Annotated in this window: 29 protein-coding genes; 16 read left to right on the top strand and 13 right to left on the bottom strand. The window is 58.2% G+C overall.

Features of this window, described 5'->3' with window-relative positions:
• Positions 1 to 43 precede the first annotated feature (43 nt).
• The 6 genes from GLP52_RS17415 to GLP52_RS17390 form a co-directional block, all read right to left on the bottom strand.
• Positions 44 to 571, bottom strand: coding sequence for a TlpA family protein disulfide reductase (locus GLP52_RS17415; RefSeq protein WP_237273844.1), 528 nt, complete (start codon positions 569 to 571; stop codon positions 44 to 46).
• A gap of 268 nt (positions 572 to 839) precedes the next feature.
• Positions 840 to 1,316, bottom strand: coding sequence for a c-type cytochrome (locus tag GLP52_RS17410; protein WP_237273843.1), 477 nt, complete (start codon positions 1,314 to 1,316; stop codon positions 840 to 842).
• Positions 1,313 to 1,459 carry a hypothetical protein gene (locus GLP52_RS17405; RefSeq protein WP_237272907.1) on the bottom strand — a complete coding sequence of 49 codons (147 nt, stop codon included), beginning with the start codon at positions 1,457 to 1,459 and terminating at the stop codon, positions 1,313 to 1,315. The genes GLP52_RS17410 and GLP52_RS17405 overlap by 4 nt, the downstream gene beginning before the upstream one ends.
• A 7-nt stretch (positions 1,460 to 1,466) precedes the next feature.
• The gene (locus tag GLP52_RS17400) at positions 1,467 to 1,964 is read right to left on the bottom strand and encodes a DUF411 domain-containing protein (RefSeq protein ID WP_237273842.1); all 498 of its coding nucleotides are present in this window, start codon (positions 1,962 to 1,964) and stop codon (positions 1,467 to 1,469) included.
• Positions 1,965 to 1,975: 11 nt separating this feature from the next.
• A complete protein-coding gene (locus GLP52_RS17395; protein WP_237273841.1) occupies positions 1,976 to 2,908 on the bottom strand; it encodes an exo-alpha-sialidase in 933 nt (310 codons plus the stop codon).
• A gap of 97 nt (positions 2,909 to 3,005) precedes the next feature.
• Entirely contained in the window at positions 3,006 to 3,353 is a 348-nt protein-coding gene (locus GLP52_RS17390; RefSeq protein ID WP_237273840.1) for a hypothetical protein, read from the bottom strand.
• 164 nt (positions 3,354 to 3,517) lie between these two features.
• Between GLP52_RS17390 and GLP52_RS17385 the strand changes: the two genes are divergently transcribed.
• The 4 genes from GLP52_RS17385 (at position 3,518) to GLP52_RS17370 (ending at position 8,942) form a co-directional block, all read left to right on the top strand.
• On the top strand, positions 3,518 to 3,859 hold the full coding sequence (locus GLP52_RS17385; RefSeq protein WP_237273839.1) for a hypothetical protein: 342 nt from the start codon (positions 3,518 to 3,520) through the stop codon (positions 3,857 to 3,859).
• Between the two features lie 105 nt (positions 3,860 to 3,964).
• Positions 3,965 to 4,363 carry a FixH family protein gene (locus tag GLP52_RS17380; protein ID WP_237273838.1) on the top strand — a complete coding sequence of 133 codons (399 nt, stop codon included), beginning with the start codon at positions 3,965 to 3,967 and terminating at the stop codon, positions 4,361 to 4,363.
• A complete protein-coding gene (locus GLP52_RS17375; RefSeq protein WP_237273837.1) occupies positions 4,360 to 5,790 on the top strand; it encodes an efflux RND transporter periplasmic adaptor subunit in 1,431 nt (476 codons plus the stop codon). The genes GLP52_RS17380 and GLP52_RS17375 overlap by 4 nt, the downstream gene beginning before the upstream one ends.
• On the top strand, positions 5,787 to 8,942 hold the full coding sequence (locus GLP52_RS17370) for an efflux RND transporter permease subunit (protein WP_237273836.1): 3,156 nt from the start codon (positions 5,787 to 5,789) through the stop codon (positions 8,940 to 8,942). The genes GLP52_RS17375 and GLP52_RS17370 overlap by 4 nt, the downstream gene beginning before the upstream one ends.
• A gap of 114 nt (positions 8,943 to 9,056) precedes the next feature.
• On the opposite strand, the gene GLP52_RS17365 is transcribed toward GLP52_RS17370, so the two are convergent.
• On the bottom strand, positions 9,057 to 10,004 hold the full coding sequence (locus tag GLP52_RS17365; RefSeq protein WP_237273835.1) for a GlxA family transcriptional regulator: 948 nt from the start codon (positions 10,002 to 10,004) through the stop codon (positions 9,057 to 9,059).
• 73 nt (positions 10,005 to 10,077) lie between these two features.
• Between GLP52_RS17365 and GLP52_RS17360 the strand changes: the two genes are divergently transcribed.
• Genes GLP52_RS17360 through GLP52_RS17340 form a run of 5 tightly spaced genes read left to right on the top strand, consistent with a single transcriptional unit; the run spans position 10,078 to position 16,369 of the window.
• Positions 10,078 to 10,986 (top strand): 3-keto-5-aminohexanoate cleavage protein, encoded by a 909-nt coding sequence (locus tag GLP52_RS17360; RefSeq protein WP_237273834.1) that lies wholly within the window; start codon positions 10,078 to 10,080, stop codon positions 10,984 to 10,986.
• On the top strand, positions 10,983 to 12,401 hold the full coding sequence (locus tag GLP52_RS17355; RefSeq protein WP_237273833.1) for a carnitine 3-dehydrogenase: 1,419 nt from the start codon (positions 10,983 to 10,985) through the stop codon (positions 12,399 to 12,401). The genes GLP52_RS17360 and GLP52_RS17355 overlap by 4 nt, the downstream gene beginning before the upstream one ends.
• Positions 12,401 to 13,561, top strand: coding sequence for an acyl-CoA dehydrogenase family protein (locus tag GLP52_RS17350; protein ID WP_237273832.1), 1,161 nt, complete (start codon positions 12,401 to 12,403; stop codon positions 13,559 to 13,561). The genes GLP52_RS17355 and GLP52_RS17350 overlap by 1 nt, the downstream gene beginning before the upstream one ends.
• A 10-nt stretch (positions 13,562 to 13,571) precedes the next feature.
• On the top strand, positions 13,572 to 15,590 hold the full coding sequence (locus GLP52_RS17345; protein ID WP_237273831.1) for an acetate--CoA ligase family protein: 2,019 nt from the start codon (positions 13,572 to 13,574) through the stop codon (positions 15,588 to 15,590).
• Complete coding sequence (locus tag GLP52_RS17340) at positions 15,587 to 16,369, top strand: carnitinyl-CoA dehydratase (RefSeq protein ID WP_237273830.1); 783 nt, start codon at positions 15,587 to 15,589, stop codon at positions 16,367 to 16,369. The genes GLP52_RS17345 and GLP52_RS17340 overlap by 4 nt, the downstream gene beginning before the upstream one ends.
• 100 nt (positions 16,370 to 16,469) lie before the next feature.
• Here the strand turns inward: GLP52_RS17340 and GLP52_RS17335 are convergent, their stop codons facing one another.
• The gene (locus GLP52_RS17335; RefSeq protein ID WP_237273829.1) at positions 16,470 to 17,357 is read right to left on the bottom strand and encodes a LysR family transcriptional regulator; all 888 of its coding nucleotides are present in this window, start codon (positions 17,355 to 17,357) and stop codon (positions 16,470 to 16,472) included.
• A 105-nt stretch (positions 17,358 to 17,462) separates the two neighbouring features.
• Here GLP52_RS17335 and GLP52_RS17330 point away from each other — a divergent pair, with 105 nt between their 5' ends.
• Positions 17,463 to 18,602, top strand: a complete 1,140-nt coding sequence (locus GLP52_RS17330) for a TauD/TfdA family dioxygenase (protein WP_237273828.1) — start codon at positions 17,463 to 17,465, stop codon at positions 18,600 to 18,602.
• The gene (locus tag GLP52_RS17325) at positions 18,599 to 19,318 is read left to right on the top strand and encodes a class II aldolase/adducin family protein (protein WP_237273827.1); all 720 of its coding nucleotides are present in this window, start codon (positions 18,599 to 18,601) and stop codon (positions 19,316 to 19,318) included. Before GLP52_RS17330 ends, GLP52_RS17325 begins: the two co-directional genes overlap by 4 nt.
• Positions 19,319 to 19,546: 228 nt before the next feature.
• Here the strand turns inward: GLP52_RS17325 and GLP52_RS17320 are convergent, their stop codons facing one another.
• Positions 19,547 to 20,869 carry an MFS transporter gene (locus tag GLP52_RS17320; RefSeq protein WP_237273826.1) on the bottom strand — a complete coding sequence of 441 codons (1,323 nt, stop codon included), beginning with the start codon at positions 20,867 to 20,869 and terminating at the stop codon, positions 19,547 to 19,549.
• A gap of 7 nt (positions 20,870 to 20,876) precedes the next feature.
• Complete coding sequence (locus GLP52_RS17315; protein ID WP_237272889.1) at positions 20,877 to 21,137, bottom strand: metal-sensing transcriptional repressor; 261 nt, start codon at positions 21,135 to 21,137, stop codon at positions 20,877 to 20,879.
• An 81-nt stretch (positions 21,138 to 21,218) separates the two neighbouring features.
• Between GLP52_RS17315 and GLP52_RS17310 the strand changes: the two genes are divergently transcribed.
• The 4 genes from GLP52_RS17310 (at position 21,219) to GLP52_RS17295 (ending at position 23,677) form a co-directional block, all read left to right on the top strand.
• Entirely contained in the window at positions 21,219 to 21,575 is a 357-nt protein-coding gene (locus GLP52_RS17310) for a hypothetical protein (protein ID WP_237273825.1), read from the top strand.
• A gap of 60 nt (positions 21,576 to 21,635) precedes the next feature.
• Complete coding sequence (locus GLP52_RS17305; RefSeq protein WP_237273824.1) at positions 21,636 to 22,364, top strand: HupE/UreJ family protein; 729 nt, start codon at positions 21,636 to 21,638, stop codon at positions 22,362 to 22,364.
• A gap of 17 nt (positions 22,365 to 22,381) precedes the next feature.
• Complete coding sequence (locus GLP52_RS17300; RefSeq protein WP_237273823.1) at positions 22,382 to 23,038, top strand: transmembrane anchor protein; 657 nt, start codon at positions 22,382 to 22,384, stop codon at positions 23,036 to 23,038.
• A 204-nt stretch (positions 23,039 to 23,242) separates the two neighbouring features.
• Positions 23,243 to 23,677, top strand: coding sequence for an ACT domain-containing protein (locus GLP52_RS17295; protein ID WP_273073409.1), 435 nt, complete (start codon positions 23,243 to 23,245; stop codon positions 23,675 to 23,677).
• Here the strand turns inward: GLP52_RS17295 and GLP52_RS17290 are convergent.
• A complete protein-coding gene (locus tag GLP52_RS17290) occupies positions 23,665 to 23,880 on the bottom strand; it encodes a hypothetical protein (RefSeq protein WP_237273821.1) in 216 nt (71 codons plus the stop codon). The genes GLP52_RS17295 and GLP52_RS17290 overlap by 13 nt on opposite strands.
• 203 nt (positions 23,881 to 24,083) lie before the next feature.
• Between GLP52_RS17290 and GLP52_RS17285 the strand changes: the two genes are divergently transcribed.
• Complete coding sequence (locus GLP52_RS17285; RefSeq protein WP_335755029.1) at positions 24,084 to 24,290, top strand: hypothetical protein; 207 nt, start codon at positions 24,084 to 24,086, stop codon at positions 24,288 to 24,290.
• A gap of 130 nt (positions 24,291 to 24,420) precedes the next feature.
• Here GLP52_RS17285 and GLP52_RS17280 read toward each other — a convergent pair whose 3' ends face one another.
• Together GLP52_RS17280 and GLP52_RS17275 are read right to left on the bottom strand one after the other, a co-directional pair.
• Entirely contained in the window at positions 24,421 to 25,182 is a 762-nt protein-coding gene (locus tag GLP52_RS17280; protein WP_237273819.1) for a hypothetical protein, read from the bottom strand.
• Entirely contained in the window at positions 25,179 to 26,384 is a 1,206-nt protein-coding gene (locus GLP52_RS17275) for an amidase family protein (RefSeq protein WP_237273818.1), read from the bottom strand. Before GLP52_RS17275 ends, GLP52_RS17280 begins: the two co-directional genes overlap by 4 nt.
• Positions 26,385 to 26,390: the final 6 nt, after the last annotated feature.

Raw genomic sequence — 26,390 nt, 5'->3', positions numbered from 1 at the left:
CTGGAGATCGCGCTTGCTGCCCTGATATCATTCGAAGTTTGGGTCATTTCTGGGATCGTCCTTCTAGGATGACGCGTTTGATCTGAGAAATTGCCGACGGGCTGTCCCACTCGGCCGGGCCCAGCTTGCGTGCGACTTCACGGCCTTGGGCGCTGACGAGGAGCGTCGTGGGAAGTCCGGCGACGCCGAGGGCGGTCATCGCTCTCAACTGTTCGGAAACGTATAGATCGAGGTGCTTGATACCGATGTCAGCATAGAATGCCCGCACGGTTTCAAGGCCGCCTCGGTCGATCGACAGGGCAACCACATGGAACTCTGGCCCGCCAAGATTGGCCTGCAATCTATCGAGTGTTGGCATTTCGGCACGGCACGGTGGGCACCATGTCGCCCAGATATTTAGCAACACCGTCCGGCCCCGAAAAGCCGCCAACGTCAGATCCCGGCCTCTCCCGTCAGTGACGGGCGGCGAGAGCATCGGTAGGGGCACCTTATGTTCTGCCATAACCTCTCGTGCTGCTGCCGGAGAGGCCCCGAGGGCAAGCGCACCGGCAAGAAAACCGCGCCGCTTCACGCGACCTTCCCCGACTGCAAATGCCGCGCCGCTGCAAGGATGCAGTCGTCGAGAGATTGCTGAAAAGTACCGACACGCGTGAAAACACCGCGGCCCTTTGCTTTGATGGTAAAGGTTTTCAGCACCGCGCGAACGCGCCTACCTCTAGAGGTCCGACCAGAAGTATCTGCGCTGCCACGTTTATAAGGGTCGCCAAGTTCAGCGATTGACCTGCGTGCGGCGGTCAAGAAGGACCACCGTGACTTTCGCGCAAACTGGTCCAGACGGCTCATGATCCCTCCTTATTATTGGCGGTAATCTCGGCTTGAAAGTCGCGTTCCCGTTCAGGCCAAGTGCTTTTGATATAGCCAAGGATCGCCGTGATTTCCGCGTCACTCAGGATGCCGTTGAACACCGGCATGTCGCTTTCATAGCCAGGTACGACGGATCCCACACCGTTCTTTGTAATGTTAAAAATCTGCTGGTCCGCGTGGTGCCACGTATGGCCGGTTTCGTCATGCGGCGGCGCAGGCATGCGGCCATTTTCGAGCCGCCTGCGCCAATCAGGCTGACCTTCAAGCTTGGCGCCGTGGCACGAGGCGCAGTTGTCGGCATACAGTCCTGCACCCAAATCGACCATCGTTGCGTCGACCGGGCTGCCAAGGACGGTTAGCGCCGGGGGGCTTTCGCCCTTGCCCCCGGCCCAGACAGCGATTGCCGCCGCACCCGTGAAGCCAATCACGGCAGCTATGACCACGCGCTTCATCTTGGCTGCCTCAGATATTTGATTAGGGCGACGGCACCCAGCACGAGCAAGGCCAGCACCAGCAGGAACAGCACGCCGCATCCGATCATCATCCAGGCCGACATCGGGCCGCTCATCATTGAACCGTTCATCATTTCCATCATTCTATCCTCATTCATTGGAGTACACATTTACGCCATCTTCGCCGAAGGCGTAGGTCTTGAGCGTGCCACTTTTACCAGCCATGCCGGGCGCATTGCTGGGCATACCTGGCAGCGTGATGCCGATGACATCGGGGCGTTCAGACGTGAGACGCTGGATGATTTCAACGGGCACCAGCCCGCTGACATAGTACCCGTCGACCTCAGCGAGGTGGCAGCCCAGACCTTGTTCAGGCACGCCGGCCTCGACCGACCGTTTGTCGAAGTCTCGGTCGTCGATGCGGGTGACGTGATACCCGTTTTCTTCGGCATAGTCGGCATAGGCATCGCAGCAACCACAAGAGGGGTCGCGCCAAATCGTCATCTGCCGGTCTGCTGGTACGGTGGCGGCCGTGAGGGTGTCCGACACGGGCGTGCTGTCGCTTTCAGCGATGCCAAAGGCCGCGAAACTGGCGATACCGGCGACGGTAAGCGCCACGGTTGCACCAAGGGTGAATTTATTGGTCATTCCGAGTCTCCTTAAGAGAGGTTGAGGGGGTCAAAGGTCATGCCGCCATCGCGACTGACCGAAAGGGTTTCATTGCGGAGGGCCGCAAGGTGTCGGGGGTTTTCAGGATTGACGGCCAGCGCGTCGAAAGTGCCAGAAGCCGTCATGGTCCAATTCACGCCCGCATCCGTCGACGTCCAAATTCCGCTTTTCAGCACGGCGTAAATACGTTCGGGCTCCTCGGGAGAGAGGGCGAGATGGTTGACCTGCTCCCTCTCGGGCAATGGCTTGGTTGGCGGTGGGGTCTTACCCGCGACCAAGGCGTCCATGGCGTCCCCAGCGGTCACATCTTGCCAGCGGCAAAAGCAATCGGGCACGCGGGTTAATCCGGCTTCGGTTCCGGCATAAAGCCAGATTCCACCCATGCCGGTCGGATTGCCGACGGACACGAGGGTGAGCACGTCGCGCTCGGTGCCGTCGAGATAGGGCCTATCCATGACAAATTCCCAACTTATCCCAGCATCCTTGCTGCGCCAAAGCCCGTCCCCTTCCAGTGCTGCATACAGCATGTCCGGTTCTAGCGCCGCCTGCGCGAGTGCCGTGATGCGGGTGGCCTGCAGGCCCGCGCTGATATCGGCCCATGTGCGTCCACCATCACGGCTGCGAAGAAGGCCGGATGGGGCAACTGCCGCGAAAAGCGTGCCCGGGGTTTCGGGGTGGCTGGCGAAGGCGGTGATTGAACGGTCGAGGGGGCGATGTTCAATTTTGCCCGCAGCGTCAACGCGCCAAAGGGTGCGCTTGGACGCCGCAAGTATCGCGCCGTCGGCGTATGTAAGGCTGCCGCTCGAAACCACCGTCGTGGCGGCAAGAGAAGTATGGGGCAGGAGTAGCGCTGCCCCGAATGCAGCGACGCCGCCACACAACAAGCACCTGCGCGACAGGGCGCGCGGTAGATTTTGTGACATGAAAGTAGTTCCCAAAAGTGAAAGATAGGATTGACCGTGAAACTGCCTATTAGCGGCAAAATCGCGGAACCTGGCCGTCACCCGAGGGTGCGGCCGATCAAATCAGGGAGATGGTTCGCGGAGGAAACGGGTCAGACGCGGGATCGGTGCCGCTAAGACCAAGGTCTTTCGGCATAGGCACAGCAAAGCGGTGCAAAGTTTCCGGCTGAGGATGGAGCAACTGAGCGATCAAAAAGACGGGAGCCGTGCAATCAATGTCGCAAACAATTGCGCCTTGGTCATCTTGTAGGCACGCAGTGCAATCGTCATCCTGTTCGATGTGTGCGGACGTGGTCAGGCCGGACATCTCCATCGACATATTCGCAGCCGCCAGATCATGCGCGAGCACGCCGCTCAACAGAGCGAGCGAGAGGCAGAAGGTGGTGAGGCGAAGCAGAATGCGCATGGTCCTGATATAGGAACGCCGTGCAGTTCTGTCGATGCCTTGCTTTGAAATACCTGGTTATGATCGTAGGATTTGTGAGTTCACTGACTCGCGTCGGAGCACCCCTGCGCGCTTCAACAAAAAGTGTATTGCTGCGCCTGAGATAAAGCGACATAGGCAATCTTATGTGGGTAAAATTCCGCCTTTTCCTGATGTCTCTGCTGGTCGGTGCAATTCTTGCGCAGACGGGCACTGCTTTAGTGTCTTCGGCCCAAGCGGCCACGATGGAAATGATGCAAGCCGAAGTCGCGCCCGATGTTGCAATGGAAGACTGCGCAGATATCCCCGGTTGCGACGCCCCTTGCCACCTATCGTCCCAGTGTCGCGGCGCGGTTGGCCTAGTAGGCCCTGATTGGGTGCCGGTTCCGAGCCGCATTCTTGTCGACGCTGTACCGCTTTCCACCGCGGTTATTGCGCACACGGCGCAACGCTCCGGCAATGATCTGCAAAGACCCCCGGAAGCCTGAAAACTCAGGTGCCTTGCGCACCTTGATCTCCGCGATCGCAGCACGCCCCTGACAGGTGCGATGTCGCGCGCGCGCCCAATACATTTATAAAATTTCAGACCCGCTATGCCCCATATTATCTCGCGTTTCTGCGCGGCCTTTGCTGCCGCCAGCCTTTTGACTGTCTCCGCCGTTCAGGCAGGTGAAGCCGACTATGCGTTCGAGCTCGTCGAGACTGTTTACTCCGTCAGTGACAATGCTGTGCTGACCCTGCGCCTAACGGATTTGCGCAGCCAGCAGCCCGTTGAGGGGGCCATTATCTTTGCAACGCGGGTCGATATGGAGCCTGACGGTATGGCGATGATGACATCACAGATCACAGCGTTGCCTGTTGAAACGCTGGGCGAGTACCGCTTTGCCACCGATCTTTCGATGGAGGGCAACTGGCAGATTTCGGTCGCGGCCAAGGTGCAAGGCGAGGCCGAGACGGTTCAGGCGCGCATCGTTATCGAGGTGCAGGAATGAGCGTGTTCGGAAAATTGGCCCTGATCACCATCGTCAGTGGCACCGCAGGGTGGATCGGTCTGTCGGCAGGCGGCAAGGGCTGGACCCCCGCGCGTCTAAGCGGCGAAGCCCAGATGGCGTTCACAGCCCTGATCGGGCGGAAAGCCGAGGCCATGCCAGCCCCCGCAGCCACCGGACCGGTGATCTATTACCGCCACCCTGACGGGCTTGCCGAATGGTCGGCCCAGTCCACGCAGACAAAGGACGGCCGCGACTTCATCGCCGTGCTGGCCAGCGAAGATGTCTCTTTCGCGCCAGTAGAGGAAGCTGCGCCTGCCGCCACCGACGGCGAACGCACGATCCTTTATTACCGACATCCGATGGGGCTTCCCGACACCTCGCCAGTACCCAAACAAGACTCGATGAATATGGATTATCTGCCAGTCTATGCGGATGAGGCCACGGACGCAGGCTCCGTAAGCGTCTCCCCGGGCAAGCTGCAAAGAACAGGCGTCCGTACTTCGGTGGCGGTCTTGGCCCCGATGGTGATGCCCGTGCGTGCGCCCGGTATCGTTGAGCTGGACACGCGCAAGGTTAGCATCATCTCGCTGCGCGCCGATGCCTTTGTCGAACAGGTAGAGGACGTGACAGTTGGTACCGTTGTCATCGCCGGAGCCCCTTTGGCGATGCTTTATTCGCCCGAGATTGCAGCTGCGGCCGCGCTTTATGTCTCGGACCTGCGCAGTGGCGAAGCGCGTGCCAAGGGCAGCCGACAAAGATTGGCCAACCTCGGAGTGCCACAGGCGGTGATTGAACAGATAAGCGCTGAAAAGACACCGCCCGTGAACACACCGCTTATGGCGCCGTTGTCTGGCGTGGTCTTGGAACGGATGGCTGTGCAGGGCATGATGTCGCCTGCTGGCGCACCACTGTTCCGCATTGCTGATACGTCAGTGGTGTGGGTGATGGCAGAGGTGCCTGAATCCTCGCTCGCGGGATTGGCGCGCGGCGCGCCAGCCTCGATCACATTTCCCGCACTGCCCGCAGAGACGTTTAAAGGCACAATCGACGAGATCTACCCCGCAGTCGATATGCAAACCAGAACCGCACGGGTGCGGATCGAACTGCCCAATCAGGACGGACGGCTGCTGGTCAATATGTTCGCCGAGGTCACACTGGCGGCAGGCGATGCGACGCCCGTGGTGCAGGTGCCCCAGACCGCTGTTATCGATACGGGGGACCGTCAGGTGGTGATCCGCGATATGGGGGAGGGCACGTTCGCACCGCAAGATGTGGTGATCGGACGACAGGGCGACGGGATGATCGAAATCCGCGAGGGCATTGCAAGCGGCGACAGTATCGTCACCACGTCGACCTTCCTGATAGATGCTGAAAGCAACCTGAACGCAGCGCTAGCAGCTTTGGTCGCGCCGGAGGCGACGCAATGATCGGGCGTATCATCGCATGGTCAGCGCGCAACCTGATGCTCGTGTTTTTTGCCACGGCGATGATCGTGGGTGCTGGCGTTTGGTCGCTGAGAACACTGCCGATTGATGCGATCCCAGACCTGTCTGATGTGCAGGTTATCGTAATGACCAATTATCCCGGTCAGGCCCCGCAGGTGGTCGAGGATCAGGTTACCTACCCACTGACCTCCGCGATGCTGACGGTGCCGCGGTCGCGCGTGGTGCGGGGCTTTTCCTTCTTTGGCATTTCGTTTGTCTACATCATATTCGAAGACGGCGTAGACCCGTACTGGGCCCGTTCGCGGGTGCTGGAATACCTGAACGCCGCCGCCGCCAATTTGCCTGCTGGTGTCACACCTGCCCTTGGCCCCGACGCCACCGGGGTGGGCTGGGTCTATCAATACGCTGTAACCGGCGAAAACCTGTCGCTGGCCGAATTGCGCACCCTGCAAGATTGGGTGGTACGCTATGGCGTCAGCCGTGCCGAGGGCGTGTCTGAAGTCGCCAGTGTCGGCGGCTTCGTCAAGCAATACTCGGTCACGGTCGATCCGGTTCGAATGCGCGCCCAAGGCATTACCCTGTCAGACGTCGGCAAAGCGGTCGCCTCCAGTAACATGGACACCGGCGGCCGCACCGTGGAGCTTTCAGAATTCGAATTCATGGTCCGTGGTCGCGGCTATTTGTCAGGGACCGAAGACATCGGCAACATCGCTTTACGCAGCGTTGCGGGCGTGCCGATCTTGCTCAGCGATGTCGCGCGAGTAGAGATCGTCCCAGATGGGCGGCGCGGCATTACAGAGCTGAACGGTGAAGGCGAGGTCGCCAGCGGGATTGTACTGCAACGTGTCGGTGCCAACGCGCTTGATGTCATCGAAAACGCAAAATCAGAGCTCGAGGTGATTGCCCAGAGTTTGCCTGAAGGGGCCGAAATCGTACCGGTCTATGACCGTTCGAACCTGATCCTTTCCGCGATCAAGACCCTCAAAACGACCTTGCTGGAAGAAAGCATCGTAGTGGCAGCAGTGACGATCCTGTTTTTGCTGCATTTCCGTTCCGCTTTGGTGGCCATTGTGATGTTGCCGGTGGGGCTGTTGATGGCCTTTACCGCGATGAAAGCGCTCGGGATTGGGGCCAATATCATGAGCCTTGGCGGCATTGCCATTGCCATCGGCGCGATGATCGACGCGGCCATCGTGATGATCGAGAATGCGCACAAGCACCTTGAACGCGCCGCCCCTGATAAGCCGCGTGTCGAGGTTTTGATCGATGCCGCGACCGAAGTTGGCCCTGCGCTGTTCTTCAGCTTGCTGATCATCACCGTATCCTTCCTGCCGATATTCTCGCTGGAGGGGCAAGAAGGCAGGATGTTCGGCCCGTTGGCCTATACCAAGACATTTGCAATGGCCGCAGCTGCGTTTCTATCGGTCACTTTGGTGCCCGCGCTGATGGTCGTTTTCGTGCGAGGGAGGATTATTCCAGAGCACAAGAACCCAGTGAACCGTTTTTTGATTACGGTCTATCGCCCGGTTATCACATGGGTGCTGAAGGCCAAGACCCTGACCATTGTCATAGCGCTGGCCGCACTTGTCGTCACCATTTGGCCCGCGCGACAGTTGGGGTCTGAATTTATGCCGACGCTGAACGAGGGTACTTTGATGTATATGCCGACCACCCTGCCCGGCCTGTCAGTGACAAAAGCCGCGGAGCTGATGCAGACGCAAGACCGGATTATCAAATCCTTTCCCGAGGTTCTGACAGTTTTCGGCAAAGCCGGGCGCGCGCTCACCGCGACTGACCCTGCGCCGACATCGATGTTTGAAACCATCATACAGCTGCGGCCCGAAGAGGATTGGCGACCGGGCGTCACGACCGAAAGCTTGCGTCAGGAAATGGACGCAGCGCTTCAGTTTCCCGGTGTCTCGAATGCTTGGACCATGCCGATCCGTGCGCGGATTGATATGCTGTCGACGGGCATTCGCACGCCGGTGGGGATCAAGGTCTATGGCGACAACCTGACAGAAATGGCGAAAGTAGCCCGAGAGGTTGAAGCAGTCGTGCGCGCGGTCCCCGGGACCACCAGCGCCTATGCGGAGCGAGTCATTGGCGGGTATTACCTTGATATTACCCCCAACCGTGCCGCCTTGGGCCGCTACGGCCTGTCCGTTCAAGACGTTCAGGAGGTGATCGGCATGGCGTTGGGGGCGAAAGCGATCACTCAGACCGTTGAAGGGCGCGAGCGCTACAACGTCGCGGTGCGCTACCCTGCGGCGCTGCGCTCTGACCCCGACGCAATCGGGCGCGAGGTGCAGGTTGCCTTGCCCGGTGGCGGCACCATCCCCTTGGGCGATGTCGCCACGATTGAGCGTAAGCGTGGCGCCACGTCGATCCGAACCGAGAACGGGCAGCTGGCCGTCTATATCTTCGTTGACATAGCCGGGCGGGATCTGGGCGGTTATGTGGCCGATGCGCAGGCGGCAGTGGCGGCTTCGATCACCCTGCCGCAGGGCTATTCTTTGGGATGGAGCGGTCAGTTCGAATATCTGGAACGCGCCAAACAGCGACTTGCTATCGTGGTGCCGTTGACCTTGGCGTTGATTTTTTTGCTGCTTTACCTCAACTTCCGCCGCCTGACCGAGACTTTGATCGTCATGCTGTCACTGCCCTTCGCGCTCGTCGGGGGGATCTGGCTGATGTGGTTCATGGGGTTCAACATGTCCGTCGCAGTTGCCGTGGGGTTCATTGCGCTTGCGGGCGTCGCGGCAGAGACGGGTGTCATCATGCTGATCTATCTCGATCAAGCCCTCTCAGAGGCCAAGGACCGCGCCAAGGGCCGCCCGCTTACACAAGAGGAGCTATATGCCGCGATTATGGTCGGCGCCGTTGACCGCGTACGCCCCAAGATGATGACCGTCGTGGCGATCATGGCAGGCTTGATGCCCATTTTGTGGGCGCATGGAACCGGCTCCGAGATCATGCAACGGATCGCCGTGCCGATGATTGGTGGCATGGTGTCATCGACCTTGCTCACGCTGATCGTGATCCCTGCGGTTTACGGGGTCATCAAGGGGTGGGGGCTTGAGCGAAAAAAGGGCCCGGTCGAGCAGGGCAATGAAGGGCGCGCGATGTCGTCATGACGCGCCTTAGATTTGTAGGGCTTTTGCTTGGGGATTTTGGACGGCGCCGCCCTAGAGCGGCGTCCGAGATTGGATAGCTTTTAACCGCATCTGAATAAGACGGAGAGGTTCCGATCAGTCTGTTCTCATATCCATTGGCGTCGTGCCAAACTGGTTCTTAAAGGCGCGTGTCATGGAACTTGCGTTTTCGTAACCGCACCGCGCGGCAATTTCAACGATGGACAGATTGGTGCTTTCGACCAAGCTTCTGACAGCGATCAGGCGCCTATGTCTGTAGACCTGACCGGGCGTTGCATTCAAACTGCGTGCGAACCGTCTTTGCAGGCTTTTCAGTGAACACCCAAGGTGACGCGCGATAAGCGGGATAGGCACAGGCGTCTCAATATTCTGGTCCATCAGGACAAGAGCACGAGACACCAGTTTTGAGCGCACGGGTATGTTGTCGGCGTTCCCGAACGGCTGATTGGTTTGATGCAGAAAAAGGCTTGCGACATCGAGACGTATGATTTCGCCGCAGTGCTGCCCGATCAGTGTAAGGACCAGGTCAAAGGACGCCATGGCACCCCCGCAGGTGATCCGGTTGCCATCTATCACAAACCGCTCTTGCCGTGCATCTACCTGCGTGAACGTCTCTGAAAAGCTTTCAAAAAGATGCCCATGGATTGTCGCCGGCCTGCCGTTCAGTTGCCCCGCCGCCGCCAGCAGCCACGACCCCATATCGAGCCCAACCAGACATTTGGCGTTTGCGAAAAGGGCCCTCAGCGCGGTCAGGACCTGGCTGCTACAGAGTGCGAGGTGGCCATAGCTGGCTGTCACCATAAGATAATCACACGTCGGTCTGCTTGCTGTGGCCATTTCAGTTTGAACCAACATCCCACTCGAAGACCGCACAAGGCCTCCTTCAAGCGAAAGCAGGCGCCATTGATAGGGCATCTGACCGGTAATGGTGTTTGCGGCGCGAAACGGCTCCAGCGTGTTGGCCAGACAATGATTGGAGAACCCATCAAAAAGCAGCACGTCGATTGTTACAGTATCAAAGGGCGATTTTGTCTTTTCATGCATGTTTACGTCTAGCACTGCACACCTCGACTGATCAATCCGTGTAGTTTCGTATAAAATCTGAGAGGAAATTAAGATGCCCCTGCACATGACCCGTGATGTTTTTATCACCTGCGCCGTGACCGGATCTGGCAGCAGCCAGGATCGCTCACCCCATGTTCCACGCAGCCCGGAACAGATTGCCAATTCGGCCATCGCCGCCGCCAAGGCCGGAGCAGCGATTGTGCATTGCCACGTACGCGATTCTGAAACGGGCGTTCCCTCACGTGATCCGAAACTCTACCGCGAAGTGACTGACCGCATCCGCGATGCAGATGTCGATGTGGTCTTGAACCTCACAGCAGGCATGGGCGGCGACATAGTATTTGGCCCGCCATCCGCCCCACTGCCGCTGAATGACGCCACTGATATGGTCAGCGCCGAAGAACGGCTGGCGCATATCGAAGACTGCCTGCCCGAAATTTGCACCCTCGATTGCGGCACGATGAACTTTGCCGAAGCTGATTATGTGATGACGAACACGCCCGGCATGCTGACGACGATGGGCGCGCGCATGGAAGCGCTTGGCGTGAAGCCAGAGATCGAGGCCTTTGACACGGGCCACCTTTGGTATGCGAAACAACTGGTTAAGGATGGTGTATTGTCGTCGCCCGCGCTGGTGCAACTGTGCATGGGCATTCCGTGGGGCGCACCCAATGACCTGAACACCTTTATGGCGATGGTCAACAATGTCCCTGCCGACTGGAACTGGTCCGCGTTTTCGATTGGCCGTGACGAGATGCCTTATGTGGCCGCATCTGTTTTGGCAGGCGGGCATGTGCGCGTCGGGCTAGAGGATAACCTGTGGCTTGGCAAAGGCGAGCTCGCCACGAACGAAGCGCTTGTTTCGCGTGCGGTGTCGATCATCGAAAACATGGGGGCAACCGTCATGGGCCCCGATGCCGTGCGCCAAAAACTTGGCCTGACAAAGCAGGCTCCACGATGACCAAAACAGCAGCAATCATCGGCGGTGGAGTCATTGGTGGCGGTTGGGCCGCGCGGTTTGCATTGTCTGGATGGGACGTCGCGATTTTCGACCCTGATGCCGAAGCCGAACGCAAAATCAGTGAAGTCATGGCGAACGCGCGACGATCCTTGCCGGCCTTGTCCGAGGTCGCGTTGCCGCCCGAGGGGCAGGTCAAAATCGTCCCCACAATTGCCGAAGCCGTTGCAGGCGCAGACTGGATTCAAGAAAGCGCGCCGGAACGCCTGGAGATGAAGCACAAGGTCTTCAACGATATCCAGTCCTATTGCCACAAAGACGCGCTTATTGGGTCTTCGACGTCAGGGTTCAAACCGTCCGAGCTTCAGCAGGGGGCGTTGCGCCCAAACCAGATTTTCGTCGCGCACCCGTTCAATCCTGTCTATCTGTTGCCGCTTATCGAACTGGTCGGTGACGATGCCACGACCACGCGCGCGCATACGGTGCTCGCTGAAATCGGCATGAAACCACTGAAGGTGCGCAAGGAAATAGACGCACATGTTGCCGATCGCTTTCTCGAAGCGGTCTGGCGCGAGGCGCTTTGGCTGATCAAGGACGGGATCGCCACAACCGAAGAAATTGATGACGCGATCCGGTTTGGCTTTGGCTTGCGTTGGGGGCAGATGGGTTTGTTCGAAACCTACCGCGTTGCGGGCGGCGAGGCCGGGATGGCCCACTTCATCGAACAGTTCGGGCCTTGCCTGCAATGGCCCTGGACCAAATTAATGGATGTGCCTGAACTAACCGACGAATTGGTGCAGATGATCGCCAGTCAATCGGATGAACAATCAGGTGCACATACGATCCGCGAGCTTGAACGCATTCGCGACGACAATCTGGTGTCGATGATGCGATCCCTGAAAGGCCGCGATTGGGGTGCAGGTGCGTTGTTGAATGCGCATGACGCCCGCCTTGAAGCCAAAGCTGATCCTGACTTTACCAAACCCATCATCAGTGTCGCCCGCGCCATTCCAATCGATTGGACGGATTACAACGGCCACATGAACGAAAGCCGCTATGGGCAGCTGTGGTCGGATGCAGCCGACGCACTTATGCGCATGATCGGGGCCGATGCGGCCTACATTGAATCGGGCCTCAGTTATTTTACCGCAGATACCCACACCAAGTTCCGCAATGAATGCCATGCAGGCGACAACGTAACAGTTGTCACAACCATTCTTGAGGGTGCAGGTAAAAAGCTGCGGCTGTTCCATGAATTGAAAAATACCGATGGCGATGTCGTGGCGACCTGCAACCAGTTCCTGCTGCACGTCAGTCTGGAAACCCGCAAATCCTGCGACCCAGCGGCGCATATCGGCGACAAGCTCGCATCCATCATCGCGGCCCAAGCCGCCCTGCCCAAGCCGGAGTTGACCTGATGCATTTTGGATTGACCGAAGAACAAGAGATGATCGTTTCCACCGTGCGGTCCTTTGTCGAAAACGAAATCTACCCCCACGAGGCCGAGGTAGAGCGCACTGGCGAAGTCCCCCATGACGTCGCGCAGGCGATCAAACAAAAGACTATCGATCTTGGGTTTTATGCCTGCAACTTCCCCGAAAGCGTTGGCGGGGCTGGCCTCTCGCATCTAGAATTTGCGCTGGTTGAACGCGAGCTGGGCCGCGGCTCTATGGCGTTGAACCACTTCTTTGGGCGGCCGCAGAATATCTTGATGGCCTGCAAGGACGATCAGATTGAACGCTATCTGACCCCCGCCATTCGCGGCGAAAAGATGGATGCGCTGGCCATGACTGAACCCGATGCAGGGTCCGATGTCCGCGGCATGAAATGCACAGCCAAACGCGATGGCGGTGACTGGGTTCTGAACGGAACCAAGCATTTCATCTCTGGCGCGGATCATGCGGATTTCTTGATCGTCTTTGTGGCAACCGGCGAAGACGACACGCTGCGCGGCCCCAAAAAACGCATCACGACCTTCCTGGTCGACCGCGGCACCCCCGGATTCACCATCCGCGACGGCTACAAATCCGTCTCGCACCGCGGCTACAAGAACATGATCCTCGAATTTGACAACTGCCGCCTGCCGGATGCTCAGGTTCTTGGCGAGGTTGATGGTGGCTTTGCGGTGATGAACGAATGGCTTTATGCCACGCGGATCACGGTCGCCACGATGTCTGTAGGGCGAGCACGCCGTTGTTTTGACATGGCGTTGAACTACGCGGCTGAACGCAAACAGTTTGGTCAGCAGATTGGCAAATATCAGGGCATCAGCTTTCAGCTTGCCGACATGATTACCGAAATCGATGCGGCCGAGCACCTGACATTGGCAGCGGCGTGGCGGTTGGATCAAGGCCTGCCTGCAAACCGCGAAATCGCCAGTGCAAAACTTTATGCGTCTGAAATGCTGGCACGGGTTACGGATGCCACGCTGCAGATATTCGGCGGCATGGGATTGATGGACGATTTCCCCATTGAACGCTTCTGGCGTGATGCGCGGGTCGAACGGATTTGGGATGGGACGTCTGAAATCCAGCGCCACATCATCAGCCGCGATCTATTGCGCCCCCTTGGCGCATAGGACCACGGGTATGAGTGATCTTGAACGTCTCCTCCGACCGCGATCCATTGCCGTGGTCGGAGGCGGTGCATGGTGTGAAGCCGTCATCGAGCAGAACCAGAAAATTGGTTTTAAGGGCCATATTTGGCCCGTACATCCCCAAAAGGACATTGTCGGTGGTTTGCCAGCCTTCAAAACGCTTGCTGATTTACCGAAGGCACCGGATGCGACATTTATCGGAGTGAACCGTAACGCAACCATCGGTCTGATCGGCGAATTGAACCAGATGGGTGCAGGGGGCGCGGTATGTTTTGCCAGCGGGTTCAAAGAAACAGCCGACGGTGCGGATTTGCACGACCAATTGCTGGCCGCAGCAGGGGGAATGCCCATTCTGGGGCCGAATTGCTACGGGGTTCTGAATGCCGTGGATCGGGTGGCGCTTTGGCCGGATCAACATGGGCTGGTGCCCGTTGAACGCGGCGTGGCGATCCTTGCGCAGTCGTCCAATATCGCGATTAATCTCACTATGCAGCAACGCGGACTGCCGATTGCCTATACCATCACTGCGGGCAATCAGGCCCAACAAGGGCTTGCCAGTATCGCCCAAACTGTCATCCGCGACGACCGCGTGACGGCGCTTGGGCTTTATATCGAAAGCTTTGGTGACATCGCGGCGTTTGAGGAATTGGCACGGCTGTCGCGCGCGCTCGGCAAACCGATTGTGGCGTTGAAGGTGGGGCGTTCGCAGGAATCGCAACTGGCAACCATTTCGCACACCGCGTCGCTCGCAGGTAGCAGCGCGGGGTCGGATGCGGTACTGGCACGGCTTGGCATTGCGCGGGTCGGCTCCCCCGCCGCACTGCTTGAAACGTTGAAGCTGTTTCATTGCCATGGCCGCCTGTCCGGGGCGCGAATTGCTTCCTTAAGTTGTTCAGGTGGCGAGGCGAGCGTTATGGCGGATACCTCCGCGCAATATGGGCTTACGTTTCCACCGCTGACATCTGATCAAGTAGATACACTTTCGCAGCACCTCAGTTCACTGGTCAATCTGGCAAACCCTCTGGATTACCACACGCAAATCTGGCGTGATAAGGCGGCCATGACGGCGGTGTTCGCGGCCATGACAGGCGATGATATCGATCTGACGCTTGTGGTGCTTGATTTCCCACGCTTGGACAGCTGCACCGCTGATGACTGGATGATCGCGATCGAGGCGATCGAGGACGCGGCCCGACAAACGGGTCGCCCATTTGGCGTGGTTGGGTCGATCGTCGAAAACCTTCCCGAAGCGATTGCAAAACGCCTGCTTGGTGCGGGGATTGTGCCGCTGTGCGACTTTGGCGCGACGTGTGAAGCAATCAGCGCAGCGCGCATACCAAATAGCCAAGATCACCAGCCCCTGCTACCTGCCCCTAGCTTCGCAACCACCACCACGGCCACCGAAGGCGATGCCAAACGGGCCCTTGCGGCATACGGCTTGGATATCCCTAAAAGCCGTGCAGGCATCGCCTTTGCAGATGTGATCGCTTGCGCCCAAAAGATCGGTTTTCCTGTGGTCTTGAAGGGTGAAGGGGTTGCCCATAAAACCGAAGCCGGCGCGGTAAAGCTGAACCTGACAGACGCCGAGCAAGTCGGCGCGGCGGCGCAGGCGATGCAGGCCGGAACCTTCCTTGTCGAAGAAATGATCACCGGCACCGTCGCCGAACTTTTGCTGGGCGTCGTCGCGGACCCCGCTCACGGGTTTGTCCTGACGTTGGCCGCGGGCGGTACGCTGACGGAAATTCTGGAGGACGGTCAATCTTTGCTGCTGCCCACGACGGATGCCGATATTCGCCACGCTTTGGGGCAGGTAAGAATAACCCCCCTGCTGATTGGCTATCGCGGTGGCGAGGCAGCGAACATAGACGCCATTGTTGACGCGGTCCTAAAGCTGCAAGACTTCGTCAGCGACCACGCCGACGAGATTGCCGAAATCGAAATCAATCCCCTCATCTGTACAAAAGACCGCGCGATGATCGCCGATACGCTTTTGGTGAAAGGAACAACATGACAAGCCCCGTTAAAACGCGCCGCGAAGGTGCCGTACTTGAAATCACTCTGGATCGCCCAAAGGCCAATGCCATTGATCTGCAAACCAGCCGTATCTTGGGCGATACCTTTGCCGCCTTTCGCGATGACCCTGATTTGCGCGTTGCGATTATCACAGGGGAAGGGTCGAAATTTTTCTGCCCGGGTTGGGATTTGAAAGCCGCCGCTGATGGGGACGCGGTTGATGGCAATTACGGTGTTGGCGGCTTTGGTGGCCTGCAGGAATTGCGCGACATGAACAAGCCGGTGATCGCTGCGGTAAACGGTATTTGCTGTGGCGGCGGGCTCGAATTAGCCCTGTCAGCTGACATTATTCTGGCGGCTGATCACGCAAGTTTTGCCTTGCCCGAAATCACGTCAGGCACGGTGGCTGATGCTGCATCGATCAAATTACCAAAGCGCATTCCATACCACATCGCAATGGAGATGCTGTTTGCGGGCCGCTGGCTGGACGCCGAAGAAGCTCACCGCTGGGGGTTTGTAAACCACATCCACGCGGCGGATGATCTGATGACGCAGGCGTGGGATATGGCACGCATTCTCGCGTCGGGTCCGCCGCTGGTCTATGCCGCGATCAAAGAAATCGTGCGCGATGCCGAGGATAGCAAATTTCAGGATGCCATGAACCGGGTCACCAAGCGCCAGCTCAAGACTGTCGATGTCCTTTACGGGTCCGAGGATAACGCCGAGGGCGCGCGCGCCTTCGCAGAAAAGCGGGATCCGATTTGGAAAGGTCGCTGATTTAGCGGCTCAAATGGCGTTGGCTGACACCAGCGCCGTTTGAGCCGGATCAGGATCCACTGAGCCTTCGGGACAAGCTGTGACCGAAAGGTGCGGGGGGCTAGTGCTCCCGCGCCACGTCGACGGCCCACGCGACAAACGATCGAGCTGCCTCTTTCATCGCCCCGGTTTTGGACGAAGAAATAAAATAGGCCGTTCCGAAATCTTTGTCGCCACCGGGCCACGACGCAAATGTGCCGTCACTCACATGCTCTGACGTGATGGACTTCCAACCCAGCATTAACCCGCGGCCATCCAGCGTTGCCTGCACGGCCTGAATGTAATTGTCGAACACCTCTCCCTCGGGCTTGAATGTTTCACCCGACGCCCTGAGGTAGTCCGACCATCCAAGCCAGTGCTGCGCCGTTGAGCGCACATCAATGAGCCACGCTTCCGACAAGCCACCCTCTTTCAGCGCCCGTTCAATCACATCCGGCCGGCCCACCGGACAAATCCGTTCGTCAAAAAGCTTGATGGTCTCGCCCTCCTGCCAATCCCCGGTGCCGTAGCGCAGCGCGATATCGATGCCGCGCGAGAGCACAGGGCGGTCAAGGGGCGGGGCCTGAACATTGACCGTGATCGATGGATGCTTGGCATAGAAATCCGGCAGGCGCGGCATGAGCCAGTAGGTCGCCATACCTATCGTGCAAGCTAACGTGACGTGGCGGTCGTTGTTGCTGTTTTCGGCGCGGATGTCGGCGATGGTGTCTTCGATCAAGGCCAAACCGTTTCGCGTGGCGCGGGCCAGCCTTTCGCCGGCTTCGGTGGGCCGCGCAGGTTTTGTGCTGCGATCCATAAGGGCGGCCCCGACGTCGTCTTCCAACAAACGAATTGCGCGCGTGATTGCGGGGGGGGAAACATTCAAACGCGCCGCCGCCTTATGCATGGAGCCCAAGCGGCACACCAGTTCAAGGGTTTCAAGCGCATGGAAAAACGATCGATCAGCCATAAGTTAACCCCTTCGTTAACTTATATTCCGCTTTTTCCGGCTTTTTCAAGCGATCCGTTTGGGCGAAGGTCTATGAAACATGTCACCTTGCACAAGGATCACACCATGAACATCCAAACCTCACCCAAAACGCATGTTTTATTAGAAGAAAACGGCCTGCGTATCGCACTGTCAAACGCTGAGATGGCCTATTTCAACTACTACTGGCTGCGCGATAATTGTCCTACATCCTTCAGTAGCGTCACGCGTGAGCGGACGTTTGATATCTTTCATTTAGACCTTCCTCCGCGGGCCCGTGCAGCTCAGCTCGAAAACGAGAATTTGGTGATCACATGGGCTGATGAAGACCACGTGACGCGCATGCCGCTGACAACGCTGGAGACATATGCAAATGGCACAGGACGGCCCGACCCCGCCGATTTGCCACGCAAACCGTGGTTCGGAGATCACTTGGCAGATGTGACCCGTTTCACCCTTGATGAGTTAAAGACAGATCGAACCAAGCGGACGGCGTGGCTTGAGGCGATGATCGTTGAAGGCATTTCTATCGTGACCCAGATGCCGGATACAGATGCAGCGCTTACGGATCTTGCGAATTTGGCGGGGACCGTGCGCCCAACTTTCTTTGGGGACTATTTTGACGTGCGAACGCATATCAAACCGACCAACAGCGCCTATACCGCTGCGGCCCTTGAGCTGCACACGGATGTCCCCGCAGAAGAGGCCGCGCCCGGCATTCAATATCTGCACATGCGCGCCAACAGCGTAGAAGGGGGTTTGAATCTGTTTGGCGACGGGGTTGCAGCGGCCAATGATTTCCGCGACATCGACCCGGAGGGCTTCAAGCTCTTGTCGGAAATCAATGTCCCGTTTTACTGCGAGCATGATGACTATGACATGCGCAGTCATCAGCGCGTTATTGAACTTGACCAGAATGGCGCGGTGTCCGGTCTGACAATCAGCCAGCATATGCTAGATCTGATAGACCTACCGCAGGAGGTGTTGGACACCTATTACCCCGCTTTCTGTCGGTTCGGAAAGCTGTTGCAGGATGATAAATACATCATGAAATTTACGCTCCAAGCGACGGAGTGTATCGTATTTGACAACCACCGTATTGTGCATGGACGTGCTGCCTATTCCGCGACAAGCGGTGAACGCTATCTACGCGGAACATATACAGACAGGGCAGAAATGCGGTCAACGTACCGGTCACTTGTCGCCGAAGGGCGGTTTAAATCATGAATGTGCAGTCAGAAATTGATACAACAGCGGCCCTACGTGCAGACCTCGCCGCTGCATTTCGTCTATGCCACCAAATGGGATGGAGCGAATCCGTCGGCAACCATTTCAGCGCGGCTGTGTCCGATGACGGGCGTCAATTTCTACTGAATCCATGCTGGCAGCATTTCGCAACGATTGATCCTGATGACCTACTGTTGCTGGATGTGGATGATGACCAGACGATGTTGGGCGACAATGCACCGGACCCATCCGCATGGGCCGTGCACGGGACGCTACACCGCGAGATCCCCGCCGCGCGCGTCATCCTGCATTGCCATTCGCCCTATGCGACGGCCTTGGCCAGCCTGAAGGATCCCACATTGCTACCGATTGATAACAACACTGCGCGATTTTGGGGCAGGGTCGGGTATGATCTGGAATTTGGCGGTATCTCTGACAGCGCAGAGGAAGGAGCCCACCTAGCGCAAGCGATGGGGAACAACACTGTTCTGGTCATGCGAAATCACGGCATCACAGTGACCGGCCCCACAGTCGCGGAGGCGTTCGAGGACCTCTATTTTTTCGAGAAAGCCGCCCAAACCCAGATACTCGCTCTCTCATCTGGGGAACCTTTGGCGGTGCTGAGCGATACTGTCGCAGAAGCTACTGCGCAAGGCTGGAAAGCCTATCGTGGTATGGCCCAACGTCATTTCGAATATCTTAAATCAACGCTTTGATGATCTTCTCGCCAAGGTGCCAAGCGATCGCGAGACGTGCCGGACGCGACGAACATGACGTGGTCTGTGGATCTCGTAGCGGTCTTCTCGGTAAGGGTTGCGCATTCTGGCACAAATGTCCGAAGCAACACGTTTTTCTGGGCGTGAGAGGAGCCCAATGTTAGCCCAATTGCAAGGAGGGTTAGGATGTCGCCAGCATCGTTTCCAGGCCGCGGGGGTTGCAACAGATTAACTCTCAGGCCACTGGCGGTGAAGATCATCTATATGAACGTCGTGCTGGTGGTTCTCGGTACCATAGCGTCGCAAATGAGGATGATCGGGAGGCAGATCAGGGTGCCTATGAATGAGGTTGTCTGGCGCAGCAGTTGGCCAAAACTGCAAGGCAGCTACGATGCCGAACGCAGCTAAAACACCCAGCACCAGCAGCGCTGGAACAGTCCCGAATGCGGTCATGAGCCAACCTGCCAGCGGATACGTCAGCAGCCAGCAGGCATGAGAAAGTGCAAATTGCGCTGCAAATACCGCGGGCCGATCTTCTGGATGGGCCGAGCGGCTCAAGAGACGGCCCGATGGGGTCAAAACCGCAGAATTGCCCAGCCCGATGACCAGCCAGATCGCCAGCAGCAGGGGCCAAGATAGTCCGAAGCCTATGACGCCCGATGCGATCCCAAACAGCGCCAGCACCATCAGCCAAGCACCGGTCAGCATCACGGGTCTGTCTGGAAACCGGTCCAACACTCTGGGCAGAACCAGCGCCGCGATCATGCTGCCAGCCCCGAAGGCGAACATCGACCAAGCCAGTGCCGTATTATCAAGCCCCAGCTGCCCCCGCACCAGCACGACCGAGTTCACCAGAACCATCGCGCCCGCCGACGACACCGCGAGGTTTAGCCCCAGCAGCCCGCGCAGCCGCGGCGTTGCGAGGTAGATCCGGAGACCGCGCGTCGTGCGGTCATAAACTCCGCGCGGATTTGTCGCTTTGGGGTCGGGCAGAACGACCGTCACCACCAGCAACGCTGAGGCCGCGAAACCTATAGCCGTCCCAAGAAACAGGGTGTTGTAGCTCATCACCGTCAGCAGCAAAGCGGCCAGCGCGGGCGAGATGATGTTCTCAAGATCATAGGCCAAACGGGACAAGGACAGCGCTCTGGTATAGCGCGCCTCATCCGGCAGCACGTCAGGGATGGTTGCCTGAAAGGTCGGCGTGAACGCGGCAGAGGCCGATTGCAGGAAGAAGATCAGGATATAGATCTGCCAAACCTCGGTCACGAAGGGGAGTGCCAAGGCCACCGCCGCCCGAACAAGGTCCAACGTCACCAGCAAAGCGCGGCGTGGTAAACGTTCTGCATAGGCTCCGGCAATGGGCGCGATACAGACATATGCCACCATTTTGATCGTAAAGACGGTACCAAGCACCATTGCCGCCCGATCCCCGGCCAGATCGTAGGCCATAAGGCCAAGTGCCATTGTCGCCAAGCCAGTGCCCAAAAGCGCGACAACTTGGGCGAGGTAGAGGTGTCTGTAGGTCCGATCCGATAGAACAGCCAGCATAATGCCCTCAGAGGTAGCGGGTGATGGTCTTGAGCTCTGCGCGGTCACTTTCGGAGCCATCGACTTCAAGACAATGGTCAATGTGGTCATGGATCAACACGCGCTTGGCGTTGGTCACGGCCTTTTCAACGGCCTGCAGCTGCTGCGCCACGTCAACGCAGGGTTTGCCCGCTTCCAACATCGCGATCACCGCACGCAGATGCCCATCGGCACGTTTCAGCCGGGCGATGAGGGCGGGATGACTTGCATGAGTGTGGGTGTCTGACATACTAGGACCGTATCCCCCTAGGGGGGATAGAGCAAGACGGCAAAGAGCGCCGCATTTTGGACGAGAGGGCGGACAGGGCTGATGATTTTTTTACGGACAACTGGGCAAGCCGCGTTTGCGATGCTTCTCTGTGTGGCCGTGCTTGTCTGGTCCGTGGTGCCGACGTCCTCCCATGTTCCTGCGGTGCCGGAGGTTCTTCAAGAACATGAGCAGTTGATTGCGGACCACGGGCATTCTCACGGGATGGAAGAAGACCTTGCGTGGGCCATGCACGGGCACAGCCACGACCGTGCGGACCATGATCATAGCCAAGCCGTCGTGCTTGGCCGCGCCTTGGCCGCGCAACCCGTCGACGTCTTCAGGGCTGCATGGCGGCTCAGTGCCACATCTGCAAATATCTCAAGGGTCTACCTGATCGAACGTCCGCCGCGCGTGTGATTGGCCGCGCCCCTACAGGCGCTCCCTTTTATCACAAACCACATACGCGGAGTTCAATCCATGAACACAGTCCCACGGGGCTGGACCGATTTTGGCGCACGCCGGATCGCGATCCTGTCTCTTGTCACAATTACCTTGCTCATCCAGAGCGCAAGCTATGCCTTGGCGCATAATGTCACGCCCGGGGATGCGGGCTATATTCAGGAGATCTGGGGGGTGAACATCATTCCCTTCATGTATCTCGGTGCGAAACACATGGTGACGGGCTACGACCACATCCTGTTTTTGTTCGGCGTCGTCTTCTTCCTCTACAAGATGAAAGACGTTGGCATCTATGTCAGTATCTTTGCGTTCGGGCATTCGACCACGATGCTGGCCGGCGTCTGGTTCGGCTGGGGCATCAATGCCTATATCGTTGATGCCATCATTGGTCTGTCGGTCGTCTACAAGGCGCTCGACAATCTTGGTGCCTATCAGCGCTGGTTTGGTGTGCAGCCCAATACCAAGATCGCAACGCTGATCTTTGGCTTCTTCCACGGCACCGGTCTGGCCACCAAACTCCTCGATTACGAGATCGCCCCCGACGGCCTTTTGGCCAACCTTCTGGCGTTCAATGTGGGCGTTGAGTTGGGCCAGCTGATGGCGCTTGCCGTCATCCTTATTGTCATGGGCTTTTGGCGGAAATCACCCAACTTCTTCCGCCAAGCCTACACAGCAAACGTCATCATGATGGCTATGGGGTTCATCCTCATGGGCCTTCAAATCACCGGCTATTTCGTAGCCGCGTAAGTAAATAGGAGAACCAAATGTTCAACGCAGAAAAACCAAGCCTCAATGAATTGCCCACCTCCGCGCAGCTCATCCGCTCCACCGCCATTGCTGCGGTCAGTGCTGTCGCGATCCTTGTGACCGTGGTGTTGCCCGCGGAATACGACATCGACCCCACCGGAATCGGCGGCATGCTCGGTCTGGCCGAAATGGGCGAGATCAAGAGCCAGCTTGCGGCAGAGGCCGAAGCGGACAGTATCAAGGCACTGGAAGAGCAGGGCGCGCTTGTGACCCAAGAGCAATCCAGCCTGATGAACGACATCTTCAACGTCTTCGTCGGGGCCGCCCATGCCGAAGAAGTCGCATCCGAGCCCGCCGAAGAATGGCGTGATGAGATCACCTTCACGCTGCCTTCCGGCGAGTCTGCCGAGTGGAAGTTGGTGATGGAGGAAGGCCAGACCGCTGAATTCGTCATGCTGGTCGAGGGTGGCCGGGTGAACTTTGACCTGCACGGTCATGGGTCGGGCCAATCCGAGACCTACGAAAAAGGCCGCGGCTCGACCGGTGAAGAGGGCGAAATCACTGCCGGATTTGCGGGTCAGCACGGTTGGTTCTGGCGCAATCGTGACAAGACTGCCGTCACGGTGACCGTGCGCGTTCGCGGTGAGTATGCCGAGTTCAAAGACGCCAGCTAAAACCTCTGACTGCCAGCGCAAGAAGATCATGCGCTGGCAGTCGTATCTTAGCCGACGCCCTTTTGCATCACCGTGAGCGGCAGCCAAATAAAAAATCAAGGAAGCGACGCATCGAAACCCGTCGGCCAAACGCCAAAGCAAACGTGCAGCCTTCAAAAAGATTGCCTCGACTTACTGCGGCTGAGGACGTCAGATACAGCCCGAATGACACTCGATGGAAAGAGCAAAATGCCCGAAGTTGCCCATACAGCCCACGATATGATCGCAGGTATGACCCCAACACTGACACCGGGCGTTTTCGTGTTTATCACAACGGATGACCCCGCATGCTTCAATGCACTCTCATCCCAAGCGATATCGACGTTCAAGGAAGCCGAAGGGATGTCGTTGCTTGTTCCTGCCGACGTAGCTGAAGAAGCCGGTTTCGATGCGGCGCACCCCATGCGGTGCATAACACTTAATGTGTATTCCTCTCTGGAAGGGGTCGGGCTTACGGCCGCCGTATCAAACGCATTGGGGGAGGCCGGCATTCCCTGCAACATGATCGCCGCGTACCATCACGACCATGTGTTTGTACCGTCGGACAAGGCTTCAAAGGCGATGGACGTCTTGGCGCGCCTTCAATCTCAAGCCAAATAACGCCACTGCTTCGCCTGCCACGGTCCGCCCGAGATCGCCACTCCGATCTTACCCATGTGCGACTTTTCCAGGAATGCCAATTGCGCCGCGTGCAGATCGCGCAGCGGATAGGTTTCGGCGACCACTGGGGGGATCTCGCCCGCTTTGGCCATCTTCGCGCGGGTAGTCGACGAAAGCTCACTTCGTGCAGCGGCGAAAGCCATAGGTGGGGTGCCTTCGCGGGAGAGCGAAACCGCTTAAGAAATCGAAGTTTTCCTCGGCGCGACGCTGCTTTATTGCACGACCCGCAAGATCGCGCTCAGCAATGAAGGGCGCAGTTTCTATGCGTGTGTGACCGACGTGCTGAAAGCGGATTGATTGAACTCAACGCGCTGTCACTGGAACCGGTGGGTGCCTGAGGGTGTCGATGCCTGCGTTCATGTCGTCCTCATCGCTATCGACGGTCATCGCCAAGTTCGCACACCTTCATCCGCAGGTCGCCCTGTCGTTGGCCTTCTCGGATCAAAAGATAGACCCTATCAACGATGGTTTTGATGTGAACATTCGCGTTGGTTGGCTCGAAGTGGACAGCGTGGACACCCTCTACCATTTTGCCTGCCTCGGAATAACGTAGGTTCACTCATCAGGCTTCGGTTGAACCCCGCAGGACGCTTAACATGCGCCTGCATTGGGCACCGGGACGAGAAGGGTCACACGATCCGGATTCATTTCTGCGATCACGATGGTTCCATCGTTTTGAACAGCTAAACCATCCCATAGGTCGAAAAGGTGCGACAGCGTCCAACCAACTGGCCATCTGGGGCATAGGCAGACAGCCGGGGGGTCTGGTCAGTGACGAGCAGGAGGCCATTGGGAGACAAAGCGAGCGCCATTGGTTTGTAAAGGCCTTCGATTTGACCCAGCCATGTGCCCTCGGGGTCAAACAGTTGTACACGGTTGTTTTCACGGTCTGCCACGCACAGCCTGCCTTGACTGTCGAACAATAGACTATGCGGCGTCGAGAATGCGCCTGCCTCAGTCCCGGGGCGTCCAAAGGTCTTGAGGTGGCGCATGTCTGGACCAAAGATATGAACCGTGCTGTTTCCATATCCGTCAGCGACATAATAGCGCCCATCCGGACCACGCGTGCAATCACAGGGATGATTGAAAGGCCGACCCAAGCCGGGATGCTCGCCGCAGTCCTTTCGGGCAGTTTCCCGCATACGCTCGTCAAACAGCACAATCTTGTGGCCGTCCATATCCGTCGCAGCTAATTGCCCTGCGCCAATCGCCCGCAGGCCGTGACCGCATACGAAATGGGGTAGGTCTGCGCTTTCGCCAAGTAAGGTGCCGTCCAATCCAAGCATGACCAGTTCGGGCGCTTGCCGTCTGAGGACCACGATCCTGTCGCCCAACGCCGCGACATCAGAGATACCTGACAGCATTGGACTGCTGACATGGGTCACGCGGTAGCGCTGCGGACCTAAGGCCACATAGGCAGAGGGCCGCTCGGCCGTTTCGCTCATGGCGCACCCTGTAACGTTTCAGCCATATTGAGCAACATAGCATCCCGACCCGCAGCGGCGGTTAACATCAGGCCGGCACCGGGATGGCTGGCGATCGGCATACTGACCGAACAGCCGTCGATAACATTCGCAAGGCTGGTGTTGCGGAGCGCGAGCAGATTGATGCGGTCATAGGTGGCATCGTCGCGCAGATCATCAAGCTTTGGTGGCATGATGGCCACGCTTGGCAGGGCTACTGGCGTGTCACTGAACAGGCGCGCGGCCCGTGCGATCAGGGCTTCGCGCGCGGCTATTGTGCGGGCAAAATCGATAGCGGTGACACCATCGGCGCGTGCCATACGCGAGGCCACACGCGGATCAAGCGTTTCGCGGGCCGTGTCGAAATGGGCTCCGTGATGGGCGCGGGATTCCACTGCTGAAAAATGCCAAACGGGCAGGGCACGATAGTCATCGAAGAAATCCAGTGTCTGTCGACGTACGCTGACTCCGGATACCTGAAGCGCATCAAGAGCGGCCTCGAAGGCGTCTGCAACCTCGGCGTCCAAATCGTCCATACCGAAGTTTTCCGGCACGATGACAGCGCGCGGTGTGGCAGAGGGAGAAAGAGGACGGTCGCGCAGTACGTTCAGCACGGGACGAAGCAGCCCCACGTCTCGCGTCAGCACGCCTACGCTATCAAGCGAATGCGATAGCGGCACAGCCCCCTCGCGGGAGATCGTCTGCGCCGTTGCTTTAAACCCGAATAGCCCGCAAAAAGCGGCCGGAATACGTGCGGAGCCGCCCGTATCTGTGCCAAGCGCGATATCTGCCATACCCCGTGCCACGGCAGAGGCACCGCCCGAGGTCGACCCGCCCGCGATACAGCCTTCCCGCAACGGGGTGAGGGGGGTGCCGTAGTGTGGGTTCAGACCGAGGCCAGAGTAAGCAAACTCGGTCATATTGGCGTGACCGATGAGCCCCGCCCCGGCGTTGCGTAACCGAGAGACCGCGACGGCGTCCTTGGCGGCGGGCGCGATGCCCTTACGTACCAATGATCCTGCATGGGCGACTTGGCCACGCACGTCGAACAGGTCTTTGACCGCCACATTCAGCCCTGACAGCGGTCCTTCGCCTTCGACCGGATCATCGAAGGTGCGGGTGAAATCGGGCGCGGCTGCGCGGGTACGGGCTGCGTCGAGTAGGGATTGGGAAATATGTGTCATCAAGTT

Origin of the sequence: Sulfitobacter sp. M22 (assembly GCF_021736025.1) — a bacterium.
Taxonomy (GTDB): domain Bacteria; phylum Pseudomonadota; class Alphaproteobacteria; order Rhodobacterales; family Rhodobacteraceae; genus Sulfitobacter; species Sulfitobacter litoralis.
Note: the sequence above shows the minus strand (reverse complement) of the source record. Positions and strands in the feature narration are given on the sequence as shown.

Excerpts from the sequence above, each read along its gene's own strand:
- GLP52_RS17330 (WP_237273828.1), top strand. The coding sequence starts at position 17,463 with ATGAACATCCAAACCTCACCCAAAACGCATGTTTTATTAGAAGAAAAC.
- GLP52_RS17370 (WP_237273836.1), top strand. The coding sequence starts at position 5,787 with ATGATCGGGCGTATCATCGCATGGTCAGCGCGCAACCTGATGCTCGTG.
- GLP52_RS17375 (WP_237273837.1), top strand. The coding sequence starts at position 4,360 with ATGAGCGTGTTCGGAAAATTGGCCCTGATCACCATCGTCAGTGGCACC.
- GLP52_RS17290 (WP_237273821.1), bottom strand. The coding sequence starts at position 23,880 with ATGGCTTTCGCCGCTGCACGAAGTGAGCTTTCGTCGACTACCCGCGCG.
- GLP52_RS17355 (WP_237273833.1), top strand. The coding sequence starts at position 10,983 with ATGACCAAAACAGCAGCAATCATCGGCGGTGGAGTCATTGGTGGCGGT.
- GLP52_RS17340 (WP_237273830.1), top strand. The coding sequence starts at position 15,587 with ATGACAAGCCCCGTTAAAACGCGCCGCGAAGGTGCCGTACTTGAAATC.
- GLP52_RS17300 (WP_237273823.1), top strand. The coding sequence starts at position 22,382 with ATGTTCAACGCAGAAAAACCAAGCCTCAATGAATTGCCCACCTCCGCG.
- GLP52_RS17390 (WP_237273840.1), bottom strand. The coding sequence starts at position 3,353 with ATGCGCATTCTGCTTCGCCTCACCACCTTCTGCCTCTCGCTCGCTCTG.
- GLP52_RS17325 (WP_237273827.1), top strand. The coding sequence starts at position 18,599 with ATGAATGTGCAGTCAGAAATTGATACAACAGCGGCCCTACGTGCAGAC.
- GLP52_RS17400 (WP_237273842.1), bottom strand. The coding sequence starts at position 1,964 with ATGACCAATAAATTCACCCTTGGTGCAACCGTGGCGCTTACCGTCGCC.
- GLP52_RS17380 (WP_237273838.1), top strand. The coding sequence starts at position 3,965 with ATGCCCCATATTATCTCGCGTTTCTGCGCGGCCTTTGCTGCCGCCAGC.
- GLP52_RS17395 (WP_237273841.1), bottom strand. The coding sequence starts at position 2,908 with ATGTCACAAAATCTACCGCGCGCCCTGTCGCGCAGGTGCTTGTTGTGT.
- GLP52_RS17385 (WP_237273839.1), top strand. The coding sequence starts at position 3,518 with ATGTGGGTAAAATTCCGCCTTTTCCTGATGTCTCTGCTGGTCGGTGCA.
- GLP52_RS17360 (WP_237273834.1), top strand. The coding sequence starts at position 10,078 with ATGCCCCTGCACATGACCCGTGATGTTTTTATCACCTGCGCCGTGACC.
- GLP52_RS17335 (WP_237273829.1), bottom strand. The coding sequence starts at position 17,357 with ATGGCTGATCGATCGTTTTTCCATGCGCTTGAAACCCTTGAACTGGTG.
- GLP52_RS17310 (WP_237273825.1), top strand. The coding sequence starts at position 21,219 with ATGATTTTTTTACGGACAACTGGGCAAGCCGCGTTTGCGATGCTTCTC.
- GLP52_RS17320 (WP_237273826.1), bottom strand. The coding sequence starts at position 20,869 with ATGCTGGCTGTTCTATCGGATCGGACCTACAGACACCTCTACCTCGCC.
- GLP52_RS17275 (WP_237273818.1), bottom strand. The coding sequence starts at position 26,384 with ATGACACATATTTCCCAATCCCTACTCGACGCAGCCCGTACCCGCGCA.
- GLP52_RS17410 (WP_237273843.1), bottom strand. The coding sequence starts at position 1,316 with ATGAAGCGCGTGGTCATAGCTGCCGTGATTGGCTTCACGGGTGCGGCG.
- GLP52_RS17295 (WP_273073409.1), top strand. The coding sequence starts at position 23,243 with ATGACACTCGATGGAAAGAGCAAAATGCCCGAAGTTGCCCATACAGCC.
- GLP52_RS17315 (WP_237272889.1), bottom strand. The coding sequence starts at position 21,137 with ATGTCAGACACCCACACTCATGCAAGTCATCCCGCCCTCATCGCCCGG.
- GLP52_RS17365 (WP_237273835.1), bottom strand. The coding sequence starts at position 10,004 with ATGCATGAAAAGACAAAATCGCCCTTTGATACTGTAACAATCGACGTG.
- GLP52_RS17350 (WP_237273832.1), top strand. The coding sequence starts at position 12,401 with ATGCATTTTGGATTGACCGAAGAACAAGAGATGATCGTTTCCACCGTG.
- GLP52_RS17280 (WP_237273819.1), bottom strand. The coding sequence starts at position 25,182 with ATGAGCGAAACGGCCGAGCGGCCCTCTGCCTATGTGGCCTTAGGTCCG.
- GLP52_RS17345 (WP_237273831.1), top strand. The coding sequence starts at position 13,572 with ATGAGTGATCTTGAACGTCTCCTCCGACCGCGATCCATTGCCGTGGTC.
- GLP52_RS17405 (WP_237272907.1), bottom strand. The coding sequence starts at position 1,459 with ATGATGGAAATGATGAACGGTTCAATGATGAGCGGCCCGATGTCGGCC.
- GLP52_RS17285 (WP_335755029.1), top strand. The coding sequence starts at position 24,084 with ATGCCTGCGTTCATGTCGTCCTCATCGCTATCGACGGTCATCGCCAAG.
- GLP52_RS17305 (WP_237273824.1), top strand. The coding sequence starts at position 21,636 with ATGAACACAGTCCCACGGGGCTGGACCGATTTTGGCGCACGCCGGATC.